19 protein-coding genes are annotated in these 19,605 nt (G+C 63.0%); 8 read left to right on the forward strand and 11 right to left on the reverse strand.

The window, feature by feature from the left end; translation table 11 throughout:
* Positions 1–17 precede the first annotated feature (17 nt).
* The gene (locus RID42_12610) at positions 18–1,886 is read left to right on the forward strand and encodes a dihydroxy-acid dehydratase (protein ID MEQ8248512.1); all 1,869 of its coding nucleotides are present in this window, start codon (positions 18–20) and stop codon (positions 1,884–1,886) included.
* Positions 1,887–2,038: 152 nt separating this feature from the next.
* On the opposite strand, the gene RID42_12615 is transcribed toward RID42_12610, so the two are convergent.
* The 4 genes from RID42_12615 to parE form a co-directional block, all read right to left on the reverse strand.
* Positions 2,039–2,707, reverse strand: a complete 669-nt coding sequence (locus RID42_12615) for a hypothetical protein (GenBank protein MEQ8248513.1) — start codon at positions 2,705–2,707, stop codon at positions 2,039–2,041.
* 1 nt (position 2,708) lies between these two features.
* A complete protein-coding gene (locus tag RID42_12620; protein MEQ8248514.1) occupies positions 2,709–3,287 on the reverse strand; it encodes a hypothetical protein in 579 nt (192 codons plus the stop codon).
* Between the two features lie 85 nt (positions 3,288–3,372).
* A complete protein-coding gene (locus RID42_12625) occupies positions 3,373–3,930 on the reverse strand; it encodes a hypothetical protein (GenBank protein ID MEQ8248515.1) in 558 nt (185 codons plus the stop codon).
* A 31-nt stretch (positions 3,931–3,961) separates the two neighbouring features.
* Positions 3,962–5,920, reverse strand: a complete 1,959-nt coding sequence (parE, locus tag RID42_12630; GenBank protein MEQ8248516.1) for a DNA topoisomerase IV subunit B — start codon at positions 5,918–5,920, stop codon at positions 3,962–3,964.
* Between the two features lie 96 nt (positions 5,921–6,016).
* Between parE and RID42_12635 the strand changes: the two genes are divergently transcribed.
* The 3 genes from RID42_12635 to RID42_12645 all read left to right on the forward strand — a co-directional run bounded on the left by RID42_12635 (position 6,017) and on the right by RID42_12645 (position 7,733).
* Positions 6,017–6,400 (forward strand): acyl-CoA thioesterase, encoded by a 384-nt coding sequence (locus RID42_12635; protein ID MEQ8248517.1) that lies wholly within the window; start codon positions 6,017–6,019, stop codon positions 6,398–6,400.
* 76 nt (positions 6,401–6,476) lie between these two features.
* Entirely contained in the window at positions 6,477–7,298 is an 822-nt protein-coding gene (locus RID42_12640; protein ID MEQ8248518.1) for a mechanosensitive ion channel, read from the forward strand.
* A gap of 45 nt (positions 7,299–7,343) precedes the next feature.
* A complete protein-coding gene (locus RID42_12645) occupies positions 7,344–7,733 on the forward strand; it encodes an MAPEG family protein (GenBank protein MEQ8248519.1) in 390 nt (129 codons plus the stop codon).
* On the opposite strand, the gene RID42_12650 is transcribed toward RID42_12645, so the two are convergent.
* The 4 genes from RID42_12650 to RID42_12665 all read right to left on the reverse strand — a co-directional run bounded on the left by RID42_12650 (position 7,730) and on the right by RID42_12665 (position 12,190).
* A complete protein-coding gene (locus tag RID42_12650; protein MEQ8248520.1) occupies positions 7,730–8,881 on the reverse strand; it encodes a hypothetical protein in 1,152 nt (383 codons plus the stop codon). The genes RID42_12645 and RID42_12650 overlap by 4 nt on opposite strands.
* Before the next feature lie 16 nt (positions 8,882–8,897).
* Complete coding sequence (locus RID42_12655) at positions 8,898–10,127, reverse strand: pentapeptide repeat-containing protein (protein ID MEQ8248521.1); 1,230 nt, start codon at positions 10,125–10,127, stop codon at positions 8,898–8,900.
* Positions 10,128–10,379: 252 nt separating this feature from the next.
* Positions 10,380–11,789: a type I glutamate--ammonia ligase gene (gene glnA, locus RID42_12660; GenBank protein ID MEQ8248522.1), complete on the reverse strand. Its 1,410-nt coding sequence runs from the start codon at positions 11,787–11,789 to the stop codon at positions 10,380–10,382.
* Between the two features lie 62 nt (positions 11,790–11,851).
* A complete protein-coding gene (locus RID42_12665; GenBank protein ID MEQ8248523.1) occupies positions 11,852–12,190 on the reverse strand; it encodes a P-II family nitrogen regulator in 339 nt (112 codons plus the stop codon).
* Positions 12,191–12,446: 256 nt separating this feature from the next.
* Between RID42_12665 and RID42_12670 the strand changes: the two genes are divergently transcribed.
* Together RID42_12670 and RID42_12675 are read left to right on the forward strand one after the other, a co-directional pair.
* Entirely contained in the window at positions 12,447–13,061 is a 615-nt protein-coding gene (locus RID42_12670) for a LysE family translocator (GenBank protein MEQ8248524.1), read from the forward strand.
* 95 nt (positions 13,062–13,156) lie between these two features.
* A complete protein-coding gene (locus RID42_12675; protein ID MEQ8248525.1) occupies positions 13,157–13,768 on the forward strand; it encodes a LysE family translocator in 612 nt (203 codons plus the stop codon).
* Positions 13,769–13,778: 10 nt separating this feature from the next.
* Here RID42_12675 and RID42_12680 read toward each other — a convergent pair whose 3' ends face one another.
* The 3 genes from RID42_12680 to RID42_12690 all read right to left on the reverse strand — a co-directional run bounded on the left by RID42_12680 (position 13,779) and on the right by RID42_12690 (position 17,783).
* Positions 13,779–14,576: an SDR family oxidoreductase gene (locus tag RID42_12680; GenBank protein MEQ8248526.1), complete on the reverse strand. Its 798-nt coding sequence runs from the start codon at positions 14,574–14,576 to the stop codon at positions 13,779–13,781.
* Between the two features lie 3 nt (positions 14,577–14,579).
* Entirely contained in the window at positions 14,580–15,740 is a 1,161-nt protein-coding gene (locus tag RID42_12685; GenBank protein MEQ8248527.1) for a pyridoxal phosphate-dependent aminotransferase, read from the reverse strand.
* Between the two features lie 75 nt (positions 15,741–15,815).
* Positions 15,816–17,783 carry a PAS domain-containing protein gene (locus RID42_12690; GenBank protein MEQ8248528.1) on the reverse strand — a complete coding sequence of 656 codons (1,968 nt, stop codon included), beginning with the start codon at positions 17,781–17,783 and terminating at the stop codon, positions 15,816–15,818.
* Positions 17,784–17,970: 187 nt separating this feature from the next.
* On the opposite strand from RID42_12690, the gene RID42_12695 reads away from it, so the two are divergent.
* Together RID42_12695 and RID42_12700 are read left to right on the forward strand one after the other, a co-directional pair.
* Complete coding sequence (locus tag RID42_12695; protein MEQ8248529.1) at positions 17,971–18,792, forward strand: hypothetical protein; 822 nt, start codon at positions 17,971–17,973, stop codon at positions 18,790–18,792.
* Positions 18,793–19,050: 258 nt separating this feature from the next.
* Positions 19,051–19,590, forward strand: a complete 540-nt coding sequence (locus tag RID42_12700) for a methyltransferase (protein MEQ8248530.1) — start codon at positions 19,051–19,053, stop codon at positions 19,588–19,590.
* Positions 19,591–19,605 lie beyond the last annotated feature (15 nt).

Consider the following 19,605-nt stretch of genomic DNA (forward strand, 5'->3'; position numbering starts at 1 on the left):
ATCGAAAAGAGACCGCCATGACCAATCCGGACATCGTACTGATCGACCGTCACCCTGGCCGCTCGTCGCAGAGCATCGGCCTTGCCCGCGAGATGGGTACCGATCCGGCACTCATCCACGAGCCTTCCGTTGGCGTCGTCGGGACCAAAGGCGACAGCCAATGCTATCTGGGTGTCACGGCCAAGGTCGAAGCGATCCACATGGCCCTCAAGGGTCGCATCGGTACCGGCCCAGGCCAGCTCAAGTTCCGCCTCGTGCAGCCTGAGTACACGATCGCGACATCAGACGGCATTCGCAACGGTACGCCGGAGATGCGCTACTCGCTAATAGGGCGCGAGGTAACCCACGATGCGCTATGCGAACACTTTAGCGCCACCGGTCTAGCCGGCGCGATTGCCGTGGTCGCCTGCGACAAACCGCCCGTCGGCACTCTTGCTGCCATGCTGGAGCATAACTTGCCCAGTATCATCATGTCGGACGGCCCGATCCATCCCGGCACAGACCCCGAAACGGGGGAGAAGCTCGATATCGTCAGCGCTTTTCAAGTTGCTGGCGATCCCGATTCCGATTACCGCCACCACATTGCCTGCCATGCCTGTCCGGGTTTCGGAAGCTGTGGCGGCATGTTTACCTACAACACCATGCAGACGTTTATTGGCGTGCTCGGCATGCAGCCGTTGGACATGGTGGCGCCACCTTCGGACGATCCCCGTCGTTTGACTGAGTTCCCTGCCGAACTGGTCAGGCTGCTTGCCCAGTTGATCGAGAAAGACCTCAAACCCCGCGATATCGTTGGGCGCGATTCTCTGCGAAACGCCACGATCGTCGCCATGGCCATCGGCGGTTCGACCAACGCGATCTTGCATGCGCCCGAGATAGCCCGGGCCGCTGGCTTCGCGGATTTTTGGAAGGAGATCATGACGCCGGAGGAATTCAACCATCTCTCGCAGCACGTTGTGCCCGTGCTCACCGACGCACGGCCCTATGGCAAGTATTCGATGGTCGATATAGACCGGGCTGGTGGCGTACAGATTATTGTGCGCGAGTTGCTGGACGCCGGCCTGCTCAACGGCGACGTGCTCACCTGCACTGGCGAAACGCTGAGCGAACAGGTGGCGCGCTTAGGCGCGAAGGAGGCCGACGGTGCTGTTATCCATCCCGTCAAGGAGCCCTATAAGCCAACGGGTGGCCTGCGCATGCTCGGCGGCAACCTTTCGCCGGAGTTCTCTGCGATCCTGAAGCTTGCCGGCGTCGAGGGGGGGCTCGAGAACAACGTGTTCCGCGGCAAGGCGCGCGTCTTCGAAGGTCAGCAGGCGCTCCTCGATATGCTGGACCGGGCACCGGAGAACTTCGAGAACAACGACATGATCATCGTGCGCTATGAGGGGCCAAGCGGGGCGCCGGGCATGCCGGAAATGCTCGACCCCACCTCCCGCATCACCACCCTGTGCCGCGAGCGCGGCATCGTTATCGCCTTGATGACGGACGCGCGCTTCTCCGGTGGCTCGGTGGGCCTCGTCATTGGCCACGTGGGACCCGAAGCGGCGCTCGGTGGGCCTATTGCGTTTGTCGAGGACGGCGACGAGATCGTGGTGGATCTGAACAGTAACGAAATCAACTGTTCCGCGCTTGGCGATCCCGCAATTGTTAAGGCACGCAAAGCCACGTGGGACAAAGCGGTCGCCGGAAACGGCGGTTTTCATCCAAACTGCGGTGCTGCCGATACACGTTTGCTACACCGTGCAAGGCACATGGCCGTTCCAGCGATACGTGGCGCGGGCCTGCACCCAAACCGTGAAGTATGGGTACGCAACCCGCGTGAGCCCCTCCAAACCGGCTTCACGCCGCGCAATAAATTCCGTCCTGGAACGGATAAGAGGTTTTAGGCTGAGATCGACTCGACCAGGTTAGTCGAGGGGAAACCGTCGTGGCGTTGCGAACAGTGAAGACGTCATAAAGTGTCGGCTTGCTGCCCAAGACGACTAAGAACGGCGATCCCGTGGGTAAGCACCTTGTAGTGCCGTCACCCCGGGCTGCGTTAGGTCCGGTAAGGCATTAATCGCAGCAGGATATGGCTCAGGATTTGGTCGAATTCCGGCTCGGTATAATCCTCAAGTGCCTGGGTCTCGACGAAGCCCGACGAGATCGGCACATCGCCCAGACACAGGGCGCCCCGCACCAGTACGCGCTCCGCCAGGAACTTCGGCGAGATCGGCGATAGCCTGCGTGCCCGTAAGCCTTCGAGCCGCTTCGAGGGCAGCGCGGGGTAGGGGCCGGCTTCGTGGACATCGATCGCACCGGCACACAAGGCAAGGTCCAGGCGTTCGGCCGAATCGGCCTCGGCGTCCGGCTGGGTCGCCGGGCTGTTCACCCCGTCCAGCACCGGGTTGAACACCAGAACCACGCGGTAGCGGTGCGCCGGTGGCGGGTCAGGATCGACGGCAAAACGGTGCGGGCCCCAGACGCGTGGCAACCGCAGACGCGCCAGCACTAGGTCGCGGAATCGGTCGGCGTCGAGATCGCTTGGATTGCCGTGGAGTTCGGTCGGGATAGGCCCCGCATCGATCACGAACCGGACGGTATCGCGCGCGTAGTTCGGGCTCACCGCGCCGCCGTTATCGGTCGGCTGCGGGGTGACCGCCACGCAGGCACCGAGGCCCGCGGCGATGACAAGCGCAGCACCTGTCCGACCGGCGACCCCGCGCACCCTAGGAGCAGTTCGTTGTCGGACAGGTCACGTTGAGATCGCGGCGCCCCTCGGGCGGCAGCAGCGAGGTGACGAGGAGGTCGAGCACGCGTTCGAAGCGCGGGCCGGCAAAATCGTCCGGCGTCGGCGTCAATGCGCTGTCCTCCGACAGAACCTTGTCGAGTGAACAAAAGACCCCACGCACGAACAGGGTGGTGTTGGCACCGCCGGCTTTATCGAGACCTTCGCCGGCACAAACCTGGCGGGCGTCGATTCGCGTATTGTCGGCATTGAATACCAGGACCAAACGGAACCCGTGCCGGTTGCTCATCTGCGGATCCCGGCGAAACGCCGTCGTGCCGAAATACGGATCGATTTGCAGCGTCGATTCCACCAACTCGGCGAAGGCGGTGTCGTCTAGGGGGCTCGGGTTGCCATGAATCTCCAGCGGGAAGTCGCCCTGGCCCATGACATAGCGGACATAGCTTGGGTCATAGGGCAGGCCGGACGGCCCATCACCGGAAATCACGATGTCCGAGGTTGAACAGGCGGACAAACCCGTCACCAGGGCGGCAGCGAACAAAACTCTAAGGCGATTCATGGTCAGGACTCCTCGTTAGCCCGCCGCGATTCCCCGTCGCCTGAGAAAATGGGTATGCGTTGGTCGTCCGTCAATGGGCCCGTCGTTACGGCGAATTGCGATCGATAAAGGGCAGGGCCTCGGCGACCGCGGCATTGACCGCGCCGATAAAGGCGGCGCTGGAATCGTCGGGCGGCGGCGCTGCCCGCCAAGTCACGTCGGTCATACTTTGGGGCCCATCGCAAAAGCCCACCCGAATGGTCATTTGGTTGGCGGGACCGGCGAGCGTGATCGCCGACACGTCGCCACAAACGGCACGAAGGTCCAGGGTCCCGGCCGGGTTGAACAGAACAACCAGACGTTGACCCGCACCCGCCTCGGCGTTGGCGTCGCGCGCGAAGCGGGCATCCGGCGCCCATCCCGGCAAGCGCAGACGTTGATGCAAGGTTTGTTCGAGTTGACCTTGGGGGACGCCGCCAAAGGGATTGCCCCGGACAACCAACGGAAAGCGGCCGTCCCGCGCGACATAACTTACGAGTGAAGGGGCGTAGAACGGCGAGATCGTCGTGCCGACGCGACTGCCGCTAAAGGTCCCCGTGGCGGTATCGGCACACGCCCCCATGAGGGTCGCCGCCGCAACAAGCAGCACTATCCGTCCGATCATGGTTTCCTCCGGTGCCGTGGGTTCCCCGGCATCATACATCCAAGACGGCCGCGTCGGCCGCGTGTTCTTGTATAAAGGCCAATCGGTTTTCCGGTTTGCGCCCCATCAAATTCTCGACAAACTTATCGGTGCCGCGCCGTTCGTTTTCCGCCACCGTCACCCGAAGCAAGGTACGCTTCGCCGGGTCCATCGTCGTCTCGCGCAGTTGCGCCGAGGGCATCTCGCCCAACCCCTTGAATCGGCTGATGTCGGTCTTGCCGCGCCCGGCAAATTCGGTTTTCTGCAATTCCTCGCGGTGGGCATCGTCGCGTGCATAGAAAACCTTACCGCCTTGCGCCAAACGATACAGGGGCGGCTGCGCTAGATACAAATGCCCGTCGTGGATGAGCCGCGGCATCGCGCGGAAAAAGAACGTCATCAGCAACGAAGCGATGTGCGCGCCGTCGACGTCGGCATCGGTCATGATAATGACCCGGTCGTAGCGCAACGCGGCTTCGTTGTATTTGTCGCCGGTGCCGCAGCCCAAGGCCTGGACGATATTCGCGATCTCTTGATTCTCTTGGATCTTACCGGCCCCAGCGCTGGCGACATTGAGGATTTTCCCGCGCAACGGCAGCACCGCCTGCAAACGCCGGTCCCGCGCTTGCTTGGCCGAACCGCCCGCCGAATCACCCTCGACCAAGAAGATTTCGGTGCCGTCGGCTTGCCCCGCCGAGCAGTCCGAAAGTTTGCCGGGGAGGCGTAATTTGCGCTTCGCGCTTTGGCGCGACACGTCTTTTTCCTGGCGCTTTCGTTGACGTTCCTCGGCCCGCTCGCTCACGTAATCCAGAAGTTCGTTGGCGGCGTCGGCGTTGCCGGTGAGCCAATGGTCGAAGTGGTCCTTGACCGCGTTTTCGACCAGCTTGGCGGCTTCGACGCTGACCAGTTTTTCTTTGGTCTGTCCTTGGAATTGCGGTTCGGACATGAACAGCGAAACGATGATCGCCGCGCCGCCGCTGACGTCTTCGGTGGTGAACTGCGCTGCGCCGCGCCGCTTCACCATCGCGCCGTAGGCCTTGAGGCTACGGATCAGCGCGCTGCGCATCCCGCTTTCATGGGTGCCGCCCTGGGGTGTCGGCACGGTGTTGCAGTAGGTGCTGACAAACATCTGGCCGTCGTCGGGCCACGCGACCGCCCATTCGACGCGCCCCGCGCCGTTAAACGCGGCTTCGCCGGTAAACGGCGTGGGCGTGACCGTTTCCCGCGCGCCGATCTCCTCGGCCAACGCGTCGACCAAGCCGCCCGGAAAATGGAACACGGCTTCGGCGGGCACCTCGGACGTGCCCAGCAACGATGGGTCGCACTTCCAGCGAATATCCACGCCGCGGAACAAATAGGCTTTCGAGCGCGCCAACCTGTAAAGCCGCGCCGGGCGAAAGACCAGGTCGCCGAAGATTTCAGGGTCCGGGTGAAAGGTCACCGAACTGCCGCGCCGATTGGCGACCGGCTTGCCGGTCAGCTTACCCTTCGGTTTGCCCCGCACGTAGTGCTGCTGCCACAGCTTCTTGTCGCGCGCGACCTCGACGGTGAGGCTATCCGACAGCGCGTTCACCACCGACACACCGACACCGTGTAGCCCGCCCGACGTCTCATAGGCCTTGTTGCTGAACTTGCCGCCTGAATGGAGCGTCGTCAGAATCACCTCGAGGGCCGATTTGTTCTTGAACTTGGGATGGGGATCGACCGGTATCCCGCGCCCGTTGTCGCGCACCGTCAGCGACCCGTCGCCGTGGAGTTCGATCTCGATCCGGTTTGCGGCGCCCGCCACCACCTCGTCCATGGCGTTGTCGATAACTTCCGCCGCCAAGTGATGCAGGCCGTCGTCACCAGTGCCGCCAATGTACATCGCGGGGCGTCGGCGCACCGGTTCGAGCCCCTCGAGGACCTCGATATCCTTGGCCGAGTAGGATTTGCCGCGGCCCTTGCCGCCGGTTTCAAAAAGATCGCTCATGGTCCCTAAACAGAATTACCAAATGGACTCGCCAACGCGCGCGCACTATAGGGTATATTCTCAAACCACAACAACAAGATGTAGTAGAGAGTTGCCATGGAACCTCAAAGACCGAGTCGCGAGCCGGCGATCCGCGCCATGGCGATGCCGGGCGATGCAAATGCCAACGGCGATATCTTTGGCGGCTGGGTGCTCTCGCAAATGGACTTGGCCGGCGGCGCTTTGAGCGCCCAGGTCGTCGGCGGCCGTACCGCGACCGTCGCGATCGAGGCCATGACCTTCCATAAACCGGTCTTCATCGGCGATCTTGTCAGTTGCTATGCCGAGGTTGTCAAAACCGGCCGCACCTCGATCACCATTAAGATCGACACCTTCGCCATGCGCCGTTTCGGCGGCGAGGAGGTTAAGGTCACCGAGGGTATCTTCATTTACGTGGCGATCGACGACGCGGGCAAGCCGCGTCCCATAGGACCGTCCTAACCCAACGCAAAGATCTATAGACTCCGTTGGGCGGTATGTTAGATGAACGTCGGGAACAATTGAGGTACAGCGAACGATGAACGGTGAGATCGAAGTAATCGTCAAACAGGTGATCGAAATCGTGTCGACCTACGGTCTGTCGGTGGTCGGTGCCATTGTCATCCTCCTGGTCGGTCTGTGGCTCTCCGCCCGCGTCGCCTCTCTGGTAAAGCGCGCGCTGTCGCGCAGCGGACGGGTCGATGCGACGATCGTCGTGTTCACCGCCAGTTTGACGCGATACGCCCTCGTCGCCGTCACCCTCATCGCCGTCCTCAACCAGTTCGGCGTCCAGACGACGAGCCTTGTCGCCGTCTTGGGTGCGGCAACCCTGGCCATCGGTCTTGCGCTCCAAGGCACGTTGGCGAACGTCGCGGCTGGGGTGATGCTGCTCATCTTTCGCCCGTTTCGCGTCGGCGATTACGTCGAAGTCGGCGGGATCGGCGGGACGGTCAAGGCAGTAACCTTGTTCCTGACAGAGATGGTCACCCCCGACAACATCGAAATCGTCGTGCCCAACGGACAGGTCTGGGGCGCGGTGATCAAGAACTACAATCATAATCCGACCCGGCGGTGCGACATCAATGTCGGGATCAGCTACGACGACAATATCGGCGATGCCCGCGCCGCCGTTCTGGAATGCGTCGCCGCCGACCCGCGTGGGCTCAAGGATCCGGCGCCGGTCGTCGTGCCACTTGGGTTTGGTGACAGTTCGGTCGATCTGCAGGTTCGTGCTTGGGTGAAGACCGAAGATTTCTGGGCTTTTCGGTTCGATTTGACCCAAAAGATCAAGGAGAAATTCGACGAGCGCGGGATTACAATTCCCTATCCGATCCGGACCATCGTTCAGCAGTCGAAATAGGGCGTCCAACGTCCTCAACCTCTTAGAACGCTAGGAAGCAATCCCATGATGGAAATTCACACTTCGCCGATCTACATCGGCATCCTGACCCTCATGATGATGGTGCTTGGCGCGCGCGTTTCGTTCCTGCGCAACAAATTCAAGGTGTCTTTGGGGACCGGCGACAAACCGGAACTGCAACGGGCCGTCCGGGTGTTCGGCAACATGGCCGAATGGATCCCGATGATCTTGATCGCCTTGGTGGTTTCCGAAATGTTGGGCGCGCCGCAATGGCTCATCCACGTTGTTGGGATTGCCTTGATCGTCGGTCGCCTCGCAACGCTGCCCGGCATTCGCCCCGATCAAACCAACGCCGCCCGCGCGGTCGCCGCGATGCTGACCCTGCTCAGCGCATTGGTCACCGGGGGCTACCTGGTTTACGTCTCGGTCGCTTAGACGATCCTGATCACGAGGTCTTCGTTCTCGTCGAAGGCAGCCTTGAACCCTTCGAGTTCGCGGTCGAGCAAACCGTACTGCAACTGTTTGCCGCCCTCCAAGGTCGTGTTGAGCTTGGCGTTGTAGCAGCCGTGCGACAGGCCGTGCTTGTCGGTCACGTAATACTTGCGGATGGCAAAGGTGTTTTCGTTTTGCCGTGGGCCGGTCAAGTAGGTCTTGATTCCGTCGATGGTGCCGCCGGGGAGACGGACTCCCTTTAGCTTTTGCAGGTTCTCTTGCGCGAGCGCGGCAAACGCCGGTGCGTCGATCGACGTGATGCCGTAGGTCTGGCCCCATTCGAGGTCCTCGCCGGTGAGGTCGCGCACGGCATCGCTATAGAGAAGTTGGTCGTTCACGGCCGACCCGATCAAGCGGGCGAGTTCGATCGTCACGTCCCCCACGATGTAGCTCGCGCGCTCGTTCCCGCCGGTCGACTGATAGTACTCGTAGTGGCTTCCGGTCCCCGCGCACACCCGTAGCTTCGGCACGGTATGGGGCTCGGCCAGTTCGCGGGCGGCCTGGGTATGGGCGACGGCGACGCTGGCCGTACAGTACAGCGCAACGTCGGCCCACAGCCCGGTAAGGTTGTTCCACACGTAGAATCCGTCGCCCGTCGTACTCAATCGAACATCGATTGGCATGCCGGCCCGCTTGCACATGTTGGCGGCACGGATGATCGCATTCGACAAAACGTTGATTTGAGTAATCTGTTCAAACGGCGAGTAGAGCGAAAAACTGACCATGTCGAACAGCGCCACGGCGCGGCAATCGACTTCAGTCACCGAGTATTGCCCGAGCAGATCATTGATGAACTGCTGGATATCGGCGCTTTCGGTGAGACCGAACGACAACTTCAACGGGGTTGTCCGGCATCCAGCCTGGGTCGCGGTTTTCCAGTCGCCGTGATCGGGCAAGAAGCGAGCAGAGCGCAACAGCGTCGGAAACCGTTTGGCGATCGCCGGCAACTCGTAGGTGCTGACGTGGAGAAGGTCGAGGCCGTCGACGCTATAGCGCCAGCCCACCAGAACGGTGGTGCCGAGCGCGCTGACCCGCTTCAACCCGCCTTCCAACTCGGTACGGTTGGCCTTCGAAAGTCCTATGGGTGCCATGACGCCTAGCTAGGCGTCACGAAACGGTCACGCACTGCGTCAAATCAAGACCGTCAAGTACTGCGTCCTTCAGTTTGGCATGGCGCAGGTCGGTCTTCCGGACGCGGCCGGTTTCATTGCCATCGACGCCGCGTACAGGGATTGGTGTCAGCAACGCGCCGCTTAGGTCGGCCAAGCACAAGTCGGCCCCGGCCAGCGACGCGCCCGACAGCGCGGCACCGCTTAAGTCTGCGTTGGTCAGCACAGCTTTCGTTAGGTTGGCGAACAGGAGGATCGCGCGGGAAAGGTCGGCACCCTCAAGGTTGCAGCCCTTCAGCACGATCCCGCTAAGGTCCCGCGTTGAGAGATCCAAGTAGCCGAGGTTCTCGGCGTTGAGCGTGCCGCGCTGGCCCTTCTTTCCCCCGGTCAGCACCCATTGCTCGTGCTCGGTGAAGACGCGTCGCAAATAGGGCGGCAGGTTGTTGGGGTTGATCCGCACTTTGGCTTTCTCGAGCCAGCAGTCCACCAGGTTGGATTCCTCCATCTGCGAGCCTTCGAAATCGGCACCTTCAAAATGCGACTCGGTGGCGCTGATCCCCTTGAGGTTTGCCGTACGCAGGTTGGCGTTGCGAAAGGAGGCCTTACTGGCGCGTGCGCCGGAGAGATTTGCGCCCGTCAGATCGGCATTGCCGAAGTTGGTCTCGTCGAGATTCGCGCCGTTGAGTTGCGCGCCGTTCAGTTTGGCGCCGAACAGACTGGTATGGCGCAGTTGCGCGCCCGACATGCGCGCCCGCGCCAGGGTGGCGAAATCGAGTTGGCAGTCGCTGATATCGGTGGTCTCGCTGCCCAGGCGCATCCCGTCCGCACCCATCACCGTGCCGCCGCGCAGGTCCGCTTCGGTAAGATCGGCATGGTCCAGCCGAGCCCCCGACAGCTTGGCGCCGCGCAGGCTGGTATTGCGCATAATGGCCGAGGATAGGTCGGCGTCGGTCAGGTCCGCGGCGAAAAGATCGGCATTGGTCAAGTTGGCGCCGCGGAATTTGGCGCCGCGGCAATCGACGGCGACCATCACGGCGCCCGATAGATTGATCCCTGAAAGGTCCAGGCCCGCCAGATCCATGCGCGAAAGATCGGCCCGCGCACCGTTGGTCGGTTCCTTCAACCAGCGCAGGTGGCTTTTGATCAGATCGGGCAGGGCGGCCCGCCGAGTGACCTCGGGCCGACGGGGTGGCGTATTTGTTTTAACCTGTTGTGTCGCGGCCTGCATTGCGATTCCCCTACGATCCGTAATGCCTCAAACACGTCTAAAGTTTGAGCTGCAATTTACTAAAAGTAGTGGTGGCCCCCACGTACTCAACCTATGCTAGTCTGACGGGGAGCGAACGGCAAGGGGCACTGCAGGATTATCTGACGCAGGATCAACCGGCGCGCCGGTGGCGCGAATTCCGGACAAAAAAAAGGGGCCGCGCCATTTTGGCGGCGGCCCCTGTACCACAGATACTACGTTAACTAGTGCGTCTTATACACTGTAATACATAGAGAATTCAACCGGGTGCGGCGTGTGTTCAAAAGCGAACACTTCCTCCCACTTGAGGTCCAGGTATCCGTCGATCATGTCGTCCGAGAAGACATCGCCTTTCTTGAGGTAGTCGCGATCGGCGCTCAGGGATTCCAGTGCTTCGCGCAACGACCCGCACACCGTCGGTACACCCGCCAATTCCTCCGGCGGCAGGTCGTACAGGTTCTTGTCCATCGCATCGCCCGGGTGGATCTTGTTCTCGATCCCGTCCAGGCCGGCCATCAACATGGCCGAAAACGCGAGGTAGGGGTTCGCGCCGGGGTCGGGGAAACGCACTTCGACGCGTTTGCCCTTGGGGCTGGTCGCAAACGGGATGCGGCAGGAGGCCGACCGGTTGCGTGCGGAGTAGGCGAGGAGCACCGGCGCCTCGAACCCCGGGATCAAGCGCTTGTAGCTGTTGGTCAACGGGTTGGTGAAGGCGTTCAGAGACTTGGCGTGTTTAATGATGCCGCCGATGTAGTACAGCGCCATTTCCGACAGGTCCGCATAGCCCGACCCGGCGAACAACGGCGTGCTGCCCTTCCAGATCGACTGATGGCAGTGCATGCCCGATCCGTTGTCGCCCTTCACCGGCTTGGGCATGAAGGTCGCCGTCTTGCCGTAGGCGTGAGCCGTGTTGTGCACGACGTATTTGTAGATCTGCATGTTGTCGGCGGTGCGCACGAGGGTATCGAAGCTGATGCCCAGCTCGTCTTGGCTGGGGGCGACCTCGTGGTGGTGCTTTTCGACCGGCAGGTTCATGTCTTCCATGATTGACAGCATCTCGGCCCGCAGGTCCGAGTGCGCGTCCACCGGCGGAACCGGGAAGTAGCCGCCCTTAACCGCCGGACGGTGGCCGGTGTTACCACCCTCGAAGTCGCGGCCCGAGTTATAGGGGCCTTCGGACTCGTCGATCTTGTAGAACATGTGGTTGCTGGCGGTATCGAAGCGCACGTCATCGAACACGAAGAACTCGGCCTCGGGCCCGAAATAGGCGGTGTCGCCGATCCCGGTGTAGCTCAGATACGCTTCGGCGCGGCGCGCGATCGAGCGGGGGTCGCGGTTATAGGGTTCGCCCGTGGACGGCTCGTGCACATCGCAAAAGATGATGAGCGAGGACTGCGCCGCGTAGGGGTCCATCACCGCCGTCGACGGATCGGGGATCAGCGCCATGTCGGACTCGTTGATCACCTTCCAACCCGCGATCGACGAGCCGTCGAACATGATGCCCTCGGAGAACGAATCCTCGTCCATCATGCGCGGGTGCATGGCGAGATGCTGCCACTTGCCGCGCGGGTCGGTGAAGCGTAGATCGACGTATTTGATGTCCTTGTCCTTGATCATTTTGAGGACACTGGCGGCATCGGACATGTCTTGAACTCCCTCTTTGAACGAGTGTTTGTTAAACGATTGGCGGTAGTGACGTCGTGGAATTAGATCGCTTCGTTGCCGGTTTCGCCGGTGCGGATGCGGATCGCCTGTTCGACCGTCGAGACGAATATCTTACCGTCGCCGATGCGTCCCGTCCGGGCGGCCTGGGTAATCGCCTCGATGGCGCGCTCGACGAGATTGTCCTCAAGCACGATTTCGATCTTCACCTTGGGCAGGAAGTCGACGACGTACTCGGCGCCCCGGTAAAGCTCGGTGTGGCCCTTCTGGCGGCCGAAGCCCTTGGCCTCGGTGACGGTGATCCCCTGCAGACCGACCTCGTGCAAGGCGTCCTTCACTTCATCGAGTTTGAACGGCTTGATAATCGCTTCGATTTTCTTCATCGGACACACTCCGGCAACGGTGCGGCAACGCGCGTACCTCCCATATTGCACCCCGTGTGCCAAGTCTCCGGGCGGTCAAGTGGGCAGAATTCTGCGCTTACGACCACCGGCCGGACCCAGTGCTTGCCTGCAATAGAGGCAGGTGCATAGAAAATAGGCACGGTGGCCCGAGGCGGGTTGCGCCAACCACGGACGGTGACAGCCTTGCATTGAATGTGGCTAGCTTTCCCGAACCCACCCACGAAAGGGACCCGCCGTGCCGATCGATACCTACGCCGCCTTCCTCGTCGCGACCGTGGTCCTCATGCTGATTCCCGGGCCGTCGGTGATGCTCGCCGTCGGCGTCAGCCTGTCCCACGGCTTTCGCGTCGGCATGGCCAACGTCGTCGGGGCGTCGGGCGCGGTGGCCGTTCAGATGGTTATCCTCGCCCTCGGGCTCACCCCAATCCTTCTCTTCGCGGGTCAATGGTTCGAGGCGCTCCGCTGGGCCGGGGTCGCCTATCTCCTCTACCTCGGCCTGACTCAGTGGCGCCGGGCCGGGGTGGCACCCGAGAGCACCGCCGCAGTCCGTCGTGGCCGCCGGGTGTTCTGGCACGGGTTCGCGGTATCGGCGCTGAACCCCAAGAGCCTGTTGTTCTTCGCGGCCATCCTGCCGCAGTTTCTGGACCCGGCCCGCTCGCCGGGACCCCAGCTCGCGGTGATGGGCGTAACCCTGGTCGGCACCGCGCTCGTCACTACCACGCTGTGGGCCTATTTCGCCGATCGCGCCCGCATCCTTTTGCGCACGCCAAAGGCATGGACGTGGCGCGACCGTTTAAGCGGCACCGTTATGATCGCCGCCGGAATCGTGCTCGCCGTCGCCAAACGCTAACCTGCCACCAACATATGAGGCGTCGGCGCGGCTAACCCCTCGCGTCCGAGCCCACGGGCGGTGTAGTGTCGCGCGCCCCAGCCCGGTGTCTTGCGATGCCCCAAGAAACACTCGTTGCGTTTGTCCGCGTCATGCTTCTTCTCATGTTAATCCCAGGTCCCAACGTCATGCTCGTCGTGGCGACGGGGATGGCGCACGGCCTGCGCGCCGCCTTACTCAACGCCCTGGGCTCGGCCCTCGCCATTGTCCCGCATATGGTGATCTTGGCGGTTGCCCTTGGCCCGGTGATGATCTTTCTCGGGTCGTGGTTCGACTACGTGCGGTGGGCCGGGATCGTGCTGCTGCTCGGGTTTGGTATCCAACAATTCCTGACCCGGCCCGCGGCCGACGGCGCCGATGAAGGGATTTTGTCGCGCCAACCCTTCTGGCTCGGGTTCGGTGTCTCCTCGCTGAACCCCAAGCGCCTCGTCTTTCTGGCCGCGATCGTGCCCCAGTTCCTTGCCCCTTCGCGCGATCCGGTGCCGCAATTCGTCGCCCTCACGGTTGCGCTGGTCGCCGTCACTGTGGTGACCGCGTCCAGTTGGGCGCTGGTGTCGAGCGCTGCGGGCAAACTCCTCAAGGGGGCTAAACGCGGCGCGGTGCGCCAACGGCTCGGCGGTGCCCTGACGATCGGCGCGAGCGTTCTCTTGGCGGTGGTCGAGCCCTAAAGCGTTCCGGCTAAACCCGTCGGAACTCACCCGCCGTGCGCCCGCCGTCCACCGCAATCTGCTGCCCGGTAATCAGCGGCCGCGTTTGTTCGGCGAGGAACAGCACCGCGTCGGCAATGTCCTCGGGCTCTCCGATGCGCCCCATCGGCGTGATCGCCCGGGTATTGGCCATGTGCGCCGCCAGCCGGTCGGCGCCAAAGATTTGCGCCGCGCGCGGCGGCGGCTGGCCGCCCGGCCAGGTCAACGAGGGGTGGATCGTATTGGCTGAAATCCCATCGGCCTTGCCTTCGGCGGCGAGGCCGCGGACCAGTCCGGTCATGCATCCCTTAGCCGCCGAATGGATGCTGGCATTGGGCGCGCCGCGCAACCCGTTGACCCCCGAAATCGCCATGAAATTGCCGCCCTTGGGCACGGCGCGCCACGCGGCAAAGGCCGCCTGTGCCGCCAGGAACACGCCCTCGAGGTTGACCGCCAAGGCACCCAACAGGTCCGCCGGCGTGCTTTTCTCCAAGGTGGCGAGGAAGGCTTTCCCGGCGCTGCACACCACGATGTCGGGGACGCCCTCGCGGGCCGCGACATCGGCGAATAACCGGGGCCAGGCATCGGCTTCGGTCACCTCGTGGGGAACGAACCGGGCCGTTCCGCCGGCCTCGTGGATCGTTTGGCGCCGGGCCTCGCCTTTGTCCGGATCGCGCCCGGTGATCACCACCGCGGCACCCTCGCGCGCCAGGGCCAGCGCGCTGGCGCCGCCGATATGGCCGGCGCCACCCACGATCAGCGCGACCCGTCCGGCGACGCGCCCGCTCATGGGTTAAAGGATCTTGGCGATGCGCGTCATCGCTTCATCGATTTGCGCGCTTGAGGCCGCATAGGAGAACCGCACATACCCCTCGCCAAGGGCGCCGAAACTCGTTCCGGCGACGGTCGCGACGCCGGCCTCGTTGAGCATCGCGTCCTGCAGCGCCTGGGCGCTTCGCCCGGTGCCGGTGATGTTGGGAAAGGCGTAGAACGCGCCCAGCGGCGTCACGCAGGAAAAGCCGGGCAGGGCGTTGAGCCGCGCAACGATCAATTGCCGCCGTTCGTCGAAGGCCCTCACCATGGCCTCGACCGCATCCTGCGGACCGTTCAGTGCGGCCACGCCCGCCCATTGGGTCGCGGCGTTGACGCAAGAGTGGTCGTTGACCGCGAGCTTCGCCGCCAACGGTGCCAGTGCCGGGGGCCACAGGCTCCACCCCAGGCGCCACCCCGTCATCGCATAGGTCTTGGACCAGCCGTCCAGCACGATCAGCCGATCGTGCAGGGCCGGATAGGCCAGCAGCGAGGTGTGGGTATGACCGTCATACAGCATCCGGGAATAGATTTCGTCGGACAGAACCGTTACATGAGGAAATCTATCTAACCCTTTGGCAAACTTGTTCAATTCTTCCTTTTTAACGATACCCCCGGTGGGGTTGGCCGGGGTGTTGACGATAATCAGTCGGGTCTTGTCGGTGATCCGCCCAAGGACGTCGTCGGCCGAAAACGAAAAGCCCGAGGACTCGTGCAGTTCGATCGGCACCGGCGTCGCGCCGGAAAACCGGATCACCGATTCGTAGATCGGGAATCCGGGGTTGGGGTACATGATTTCAGTGCCTTGCTCGCCGAACATCAGGATCGAAAAGAACATGGTCGGCTTGCCGCCCGGCATGATGACGACGTTACCTGGATCGATCTCGACCCCGCGGTATTTCAGAACGTCGGCGGCGACGGCCTCGCGTAGCGGTAGGATACCGTTGGCCGGGGTATAGCCGTGGTGTCCGTCCTGCAGCGCCTTGACCGCGGCTTCGACGATGTGCGGCGGCGTCGGAAAATCTGGCTGCCCGATCCCGAGGTTGATGACATCCTTGCCCTTGGCGCGCAGCGCTTCCGCGCGGGCCAAGACGTCGAAGGCAGTCTCGGTGCCCAATTGTGCCATGCGTTGCGCCAAGTGCATCGGTGTCTCCTCAGGTGCGATTGCCGCACTTCCTATAGCGCATCTCGGAAACCCGCGCGACGCGGCGGAGGCCGGTTAACCGTCTGCCGCGAGGGCCTGCGACAGATCGTGCATACGGTAGGGCTTGGGAAGAAATCGGTACTGGGAATTCGCGCGTCCAGGCGCAGCGGAACCGGCGCCACTGGCGTCGTAGCCGGAGGTCAACACGATCCGCATCGCGGGATGGGTCTGGCGCACCCGATCGGCAAGGTCGCGACCGTTCATTGCGCCCGGCAACATCACATCGGAAAAAAGGATGTCGTAGCGCTTGGCGCCGCTCAGGAGGTCTAGCGCCTCGCGCCCATCGGCGGCCACATCGAACTGATATCCCAGGGCCGCGATCATATCCCCGGCCATTTCGCGCAGGCCCTCGTTATCCTCCACAAGTAAGACCCGGCCCCGACCGTGTACGGGAACACCTGTTTCGTGCGGCGTATGCTTGGCATCCTTCGGAGCGATCGGCAGCGAAAGCGCCACTGTCGTGCCGCTGCCTTCCGTCGAGTCGATCGTCAGATCGCCCCCGCTTTGCTTGGCGAAGCCATACACCATGCTCAGGCCGAGCCCCGACCCGAGGCCAGGCGGCTTGGTGGTGAAGAACGGTTCGAGGACGGACTGGAGCAGCGCTTGGGGGATCCCGGTGCCTGTGTCGCGGACCGCAAGGCGAACCGACGCGGGGCCGTCGATGCGCGCCTCGATATCGATGCGGCCGCCCTCCGGCATCGCGTCCTGGGCGTTCAACGTCAGGTTAAGGAGTGCCGCTTCGAGTTGGGCGGGGTCGACAAAAACTGGCGGAAGATCGGCAGCCACCGAGGTATTCACCACGATGTTGCTCCGCAATGTACGGCCCAGTAATTCGTTGATGTGAGCCACCGCCTCCGCCGGATGCACGACTTGAGGCTTGAGGACCTGTTTGCGAGCGAAGGACATCAACTGACGAACTAATGCCCGCCCCTGATCCAAGGCGCGAAGGGCGGTGCCGATGCGTCGTTGGGTCTCGGGCGAATCGATCAGCGTGTCCAACAGCTCAAGGTTGCCCTGCACGATCGTCAACAGGTTGTTGAAATCGTGCGCGACCCCACCGGTGAGCTGACCGACGGCCTCCATCCGCTGGGCTTGGCGCAGTGTCTCTTCGGCCGCATGCTGCTTGGTAACGTCGGTATGGATTGAGGCGACCTCGATCACGTCGCCGCCGGCATCGAACACCGGGAACTTGATCGACGACACCCGCCGCTCGGCGCCATCGGGAAAGGTCAGCGTATTCTCGCCCTTGACCGGGACGCCGTCGCGGGCGACCTGCCGGTCTAGTTCGCCGAACGCGGCGGCGGTCGGTTCGTCGTGGATCTCGGAACTGGTTCGGCCGACGATGTCGGCTAATGGCTGGGCCATCCAATCGCAAAACATCCGGTTCGCATGGGTAAAACGCCCGTCGCGATCCTTGAACACGATGGCCGCCGGCGAATGCTCCAGAAATCCCTGGACCTTTTGCATCAGCGGTTTGACACGGCGGCTTTCCAGGAGGGTCATCACCTGATTGGACAGAACCTTCAACGCGTCCCGCTGCTGCGCCGTGAGCGTGCGCGGTTCGTGGTCGATGACGCACAGCGTGCCGACGGCGAACCCCTCCGCCGTAATCAACGGCGCGCCGGCGTAGGCGCGGACATGGGGCGGCTCCACCACCAGGGGATTATCGGCAAAACGCGCGTCGAGGTGGGCGTCGGGAACTTCGAAGATAGAACTCTGGTTGATCGCATGACCGCAAAACGAAACCGCCCGCGGCGTTTCGCGCGCGTCAAGGCCGAACCGCGCCTTGAACCATTGGCGCTCCCGATCGATCAAACTCACCAGGGCGATCGGGGTGCCGCAGACATACGCCGCCAACCGTACGATATCGTCGAACTGGCCCTCCGGCGGCGTGTCGAGGACATCCAGAAACGCCAACGCTTCTAGACGTGCCGCCTCATTCTTGAGGGATGGGGGGGTCAGCATGGTGTCGTTGCGGCGCATGGGATGGTCATGGGGCAGGAGATTGAACGATCCGAACGGCCGCTGTCCAGAAAGTGGGGCCCCAGCAATCTGCAAATCTCGGGGACACCGATTGTGATGACGGGGACAGCGAGTGTGATTGGATTGCCGGCATGCCCGGGATTACGTGGGACGGGACCTTTTTCCGCACACCGAAAGGACCGCCCCCATGATCGTCTCCGACGCCAAGGCCGCCGCCAACCGCGCGAACGCCCAAGCCAGCACCGGTCCGCGCACGCGCGCCGGCAAAGCCGCGATCGCTCGCAACGCCCAAAGCCACGGACTCTATGGCACGAGCACGCCCGACACGGGCGAGGACCGCGCCGCTTTCGACAATCTCTACGAAGACCTGCGCATCCGCTTTGCCCCCGACGGGGTCGCCGAGACTGCCCTGGTGGCGCGTTTGGCAACCGTCATGTGGCGTCTCACCCGAGTTGCCGCAGCGGAGAATGCGATCTACGCCGCCCACGAGCTGGATTTCGCCCCTGCCAACGACGACCTCGACGACAGCGGTGCGGTCGCGGTCGATTTGCCCCAACTGTGGGGCCGTGCCCATGCCGCCGGCGGGATCGATTCGGCGATCGCCCGGATCAACCGGCACGAAGCGCACCTCCAGCGGATGCAGCAGCGCACCCTCGACATGCTCATGGCACTCCAGGGGTTACGCGATGGCGTCGATCCGGTGACTGCCACCAAGGTCAACGCCCGGGCCCAAGCGAGATCGGCCCCAGCGATGCCGGACAAAGCGAAACCCGACCCATCGAGACCCTGGGTTACTGGGGTGCCGACTGAAGAACCCGAGGAGATGGACACCGAGCAATTTTTCACGGCAATCGGTCCGGTCCTGGCGGAGTACAACGAGATTGTCGGCCCGGAAAACGCGATTCATTTTTTTCGCGGCCGCCTCCCCGAGGGCATCGAGGACGCAGGACCAGCCGAGGGGGGGACCGTCGTCGACGAATTCGCCAAACCGGGGGACACGGATCGCTAGGGCAGGGGACGGACCTTTTCGCCCGGCGCGAAACCGAGGAAATCCGCGCGAGTTGGCTTTGTTTCGGCGGAAAGCATGTATTTGAAAGGGGCCACTCCAGTGAGCGATTGCCAACCGACGTGAGACCCAATGGGCCCCTAAACGGGTGTGGCGCGCGAGTCGCCTCGCCCCCAACGCTGCCTTGTTCGCGGCGCGCCCGGTCGTTCCACCGAACACGAAGGGCGATTTGTCCGCGCCGTTGCGCTATAGGTTCGCGCCATGATTTTTCGCCGTAAACCGCCGGGTTGGAACGACGACCGGGTCAGCGCCCATCCGCTAGCCGAAGACGACATCGGCGAGTTGAAGTTGCCCAAACTCGTGGCCCAACCGCCCGCCGTCTTCCTGAGCGCGATGATCGCCAGTCTGGCGCTCGACCAGTTCGTTCAGCCGCTCTCGCTCGGCTTGGGTTGGGTCGGCGGCGTCGCGGGATTACTGCTGGCCGTGGGCGGCATCGCGTTGACCATGTCGGCGATGCAGGCCTATCGCAAAGCCGCAAGCTCGCCCGATCCGCATCACATGCCGTCGGCGCTCGTCGAAACGGGTCCCTACGCCCGTACCCGCAACCCGCTGTACCTCGGCACGCTGTTGTTGATGCTGGGATTCGGCGTGGGCGCCAATATGCCGTGGGTCTTGATCGCGGCGGTACCGGTGATGCTCGTCATTCACGTCGGCGTGGTCCTGCGCGAAGAGGCCTACCTCGACGATGTGTTCGGCGACCGCTACCGGGCTTACCGCGCCCGCGTCCGCCGCTGGGTGTAGCCAACCGGAAAGAGC

This window comes from Alphaproteobacteria bacterium, from assembly GCA_040216735.1.
In the GTDB taxonomy this organism is placed as follows: domain Bacteria; phylum Pseudomonadota; class Alphaproteobacteria; order SHVP01; family SHVP01; genus CALJDF01.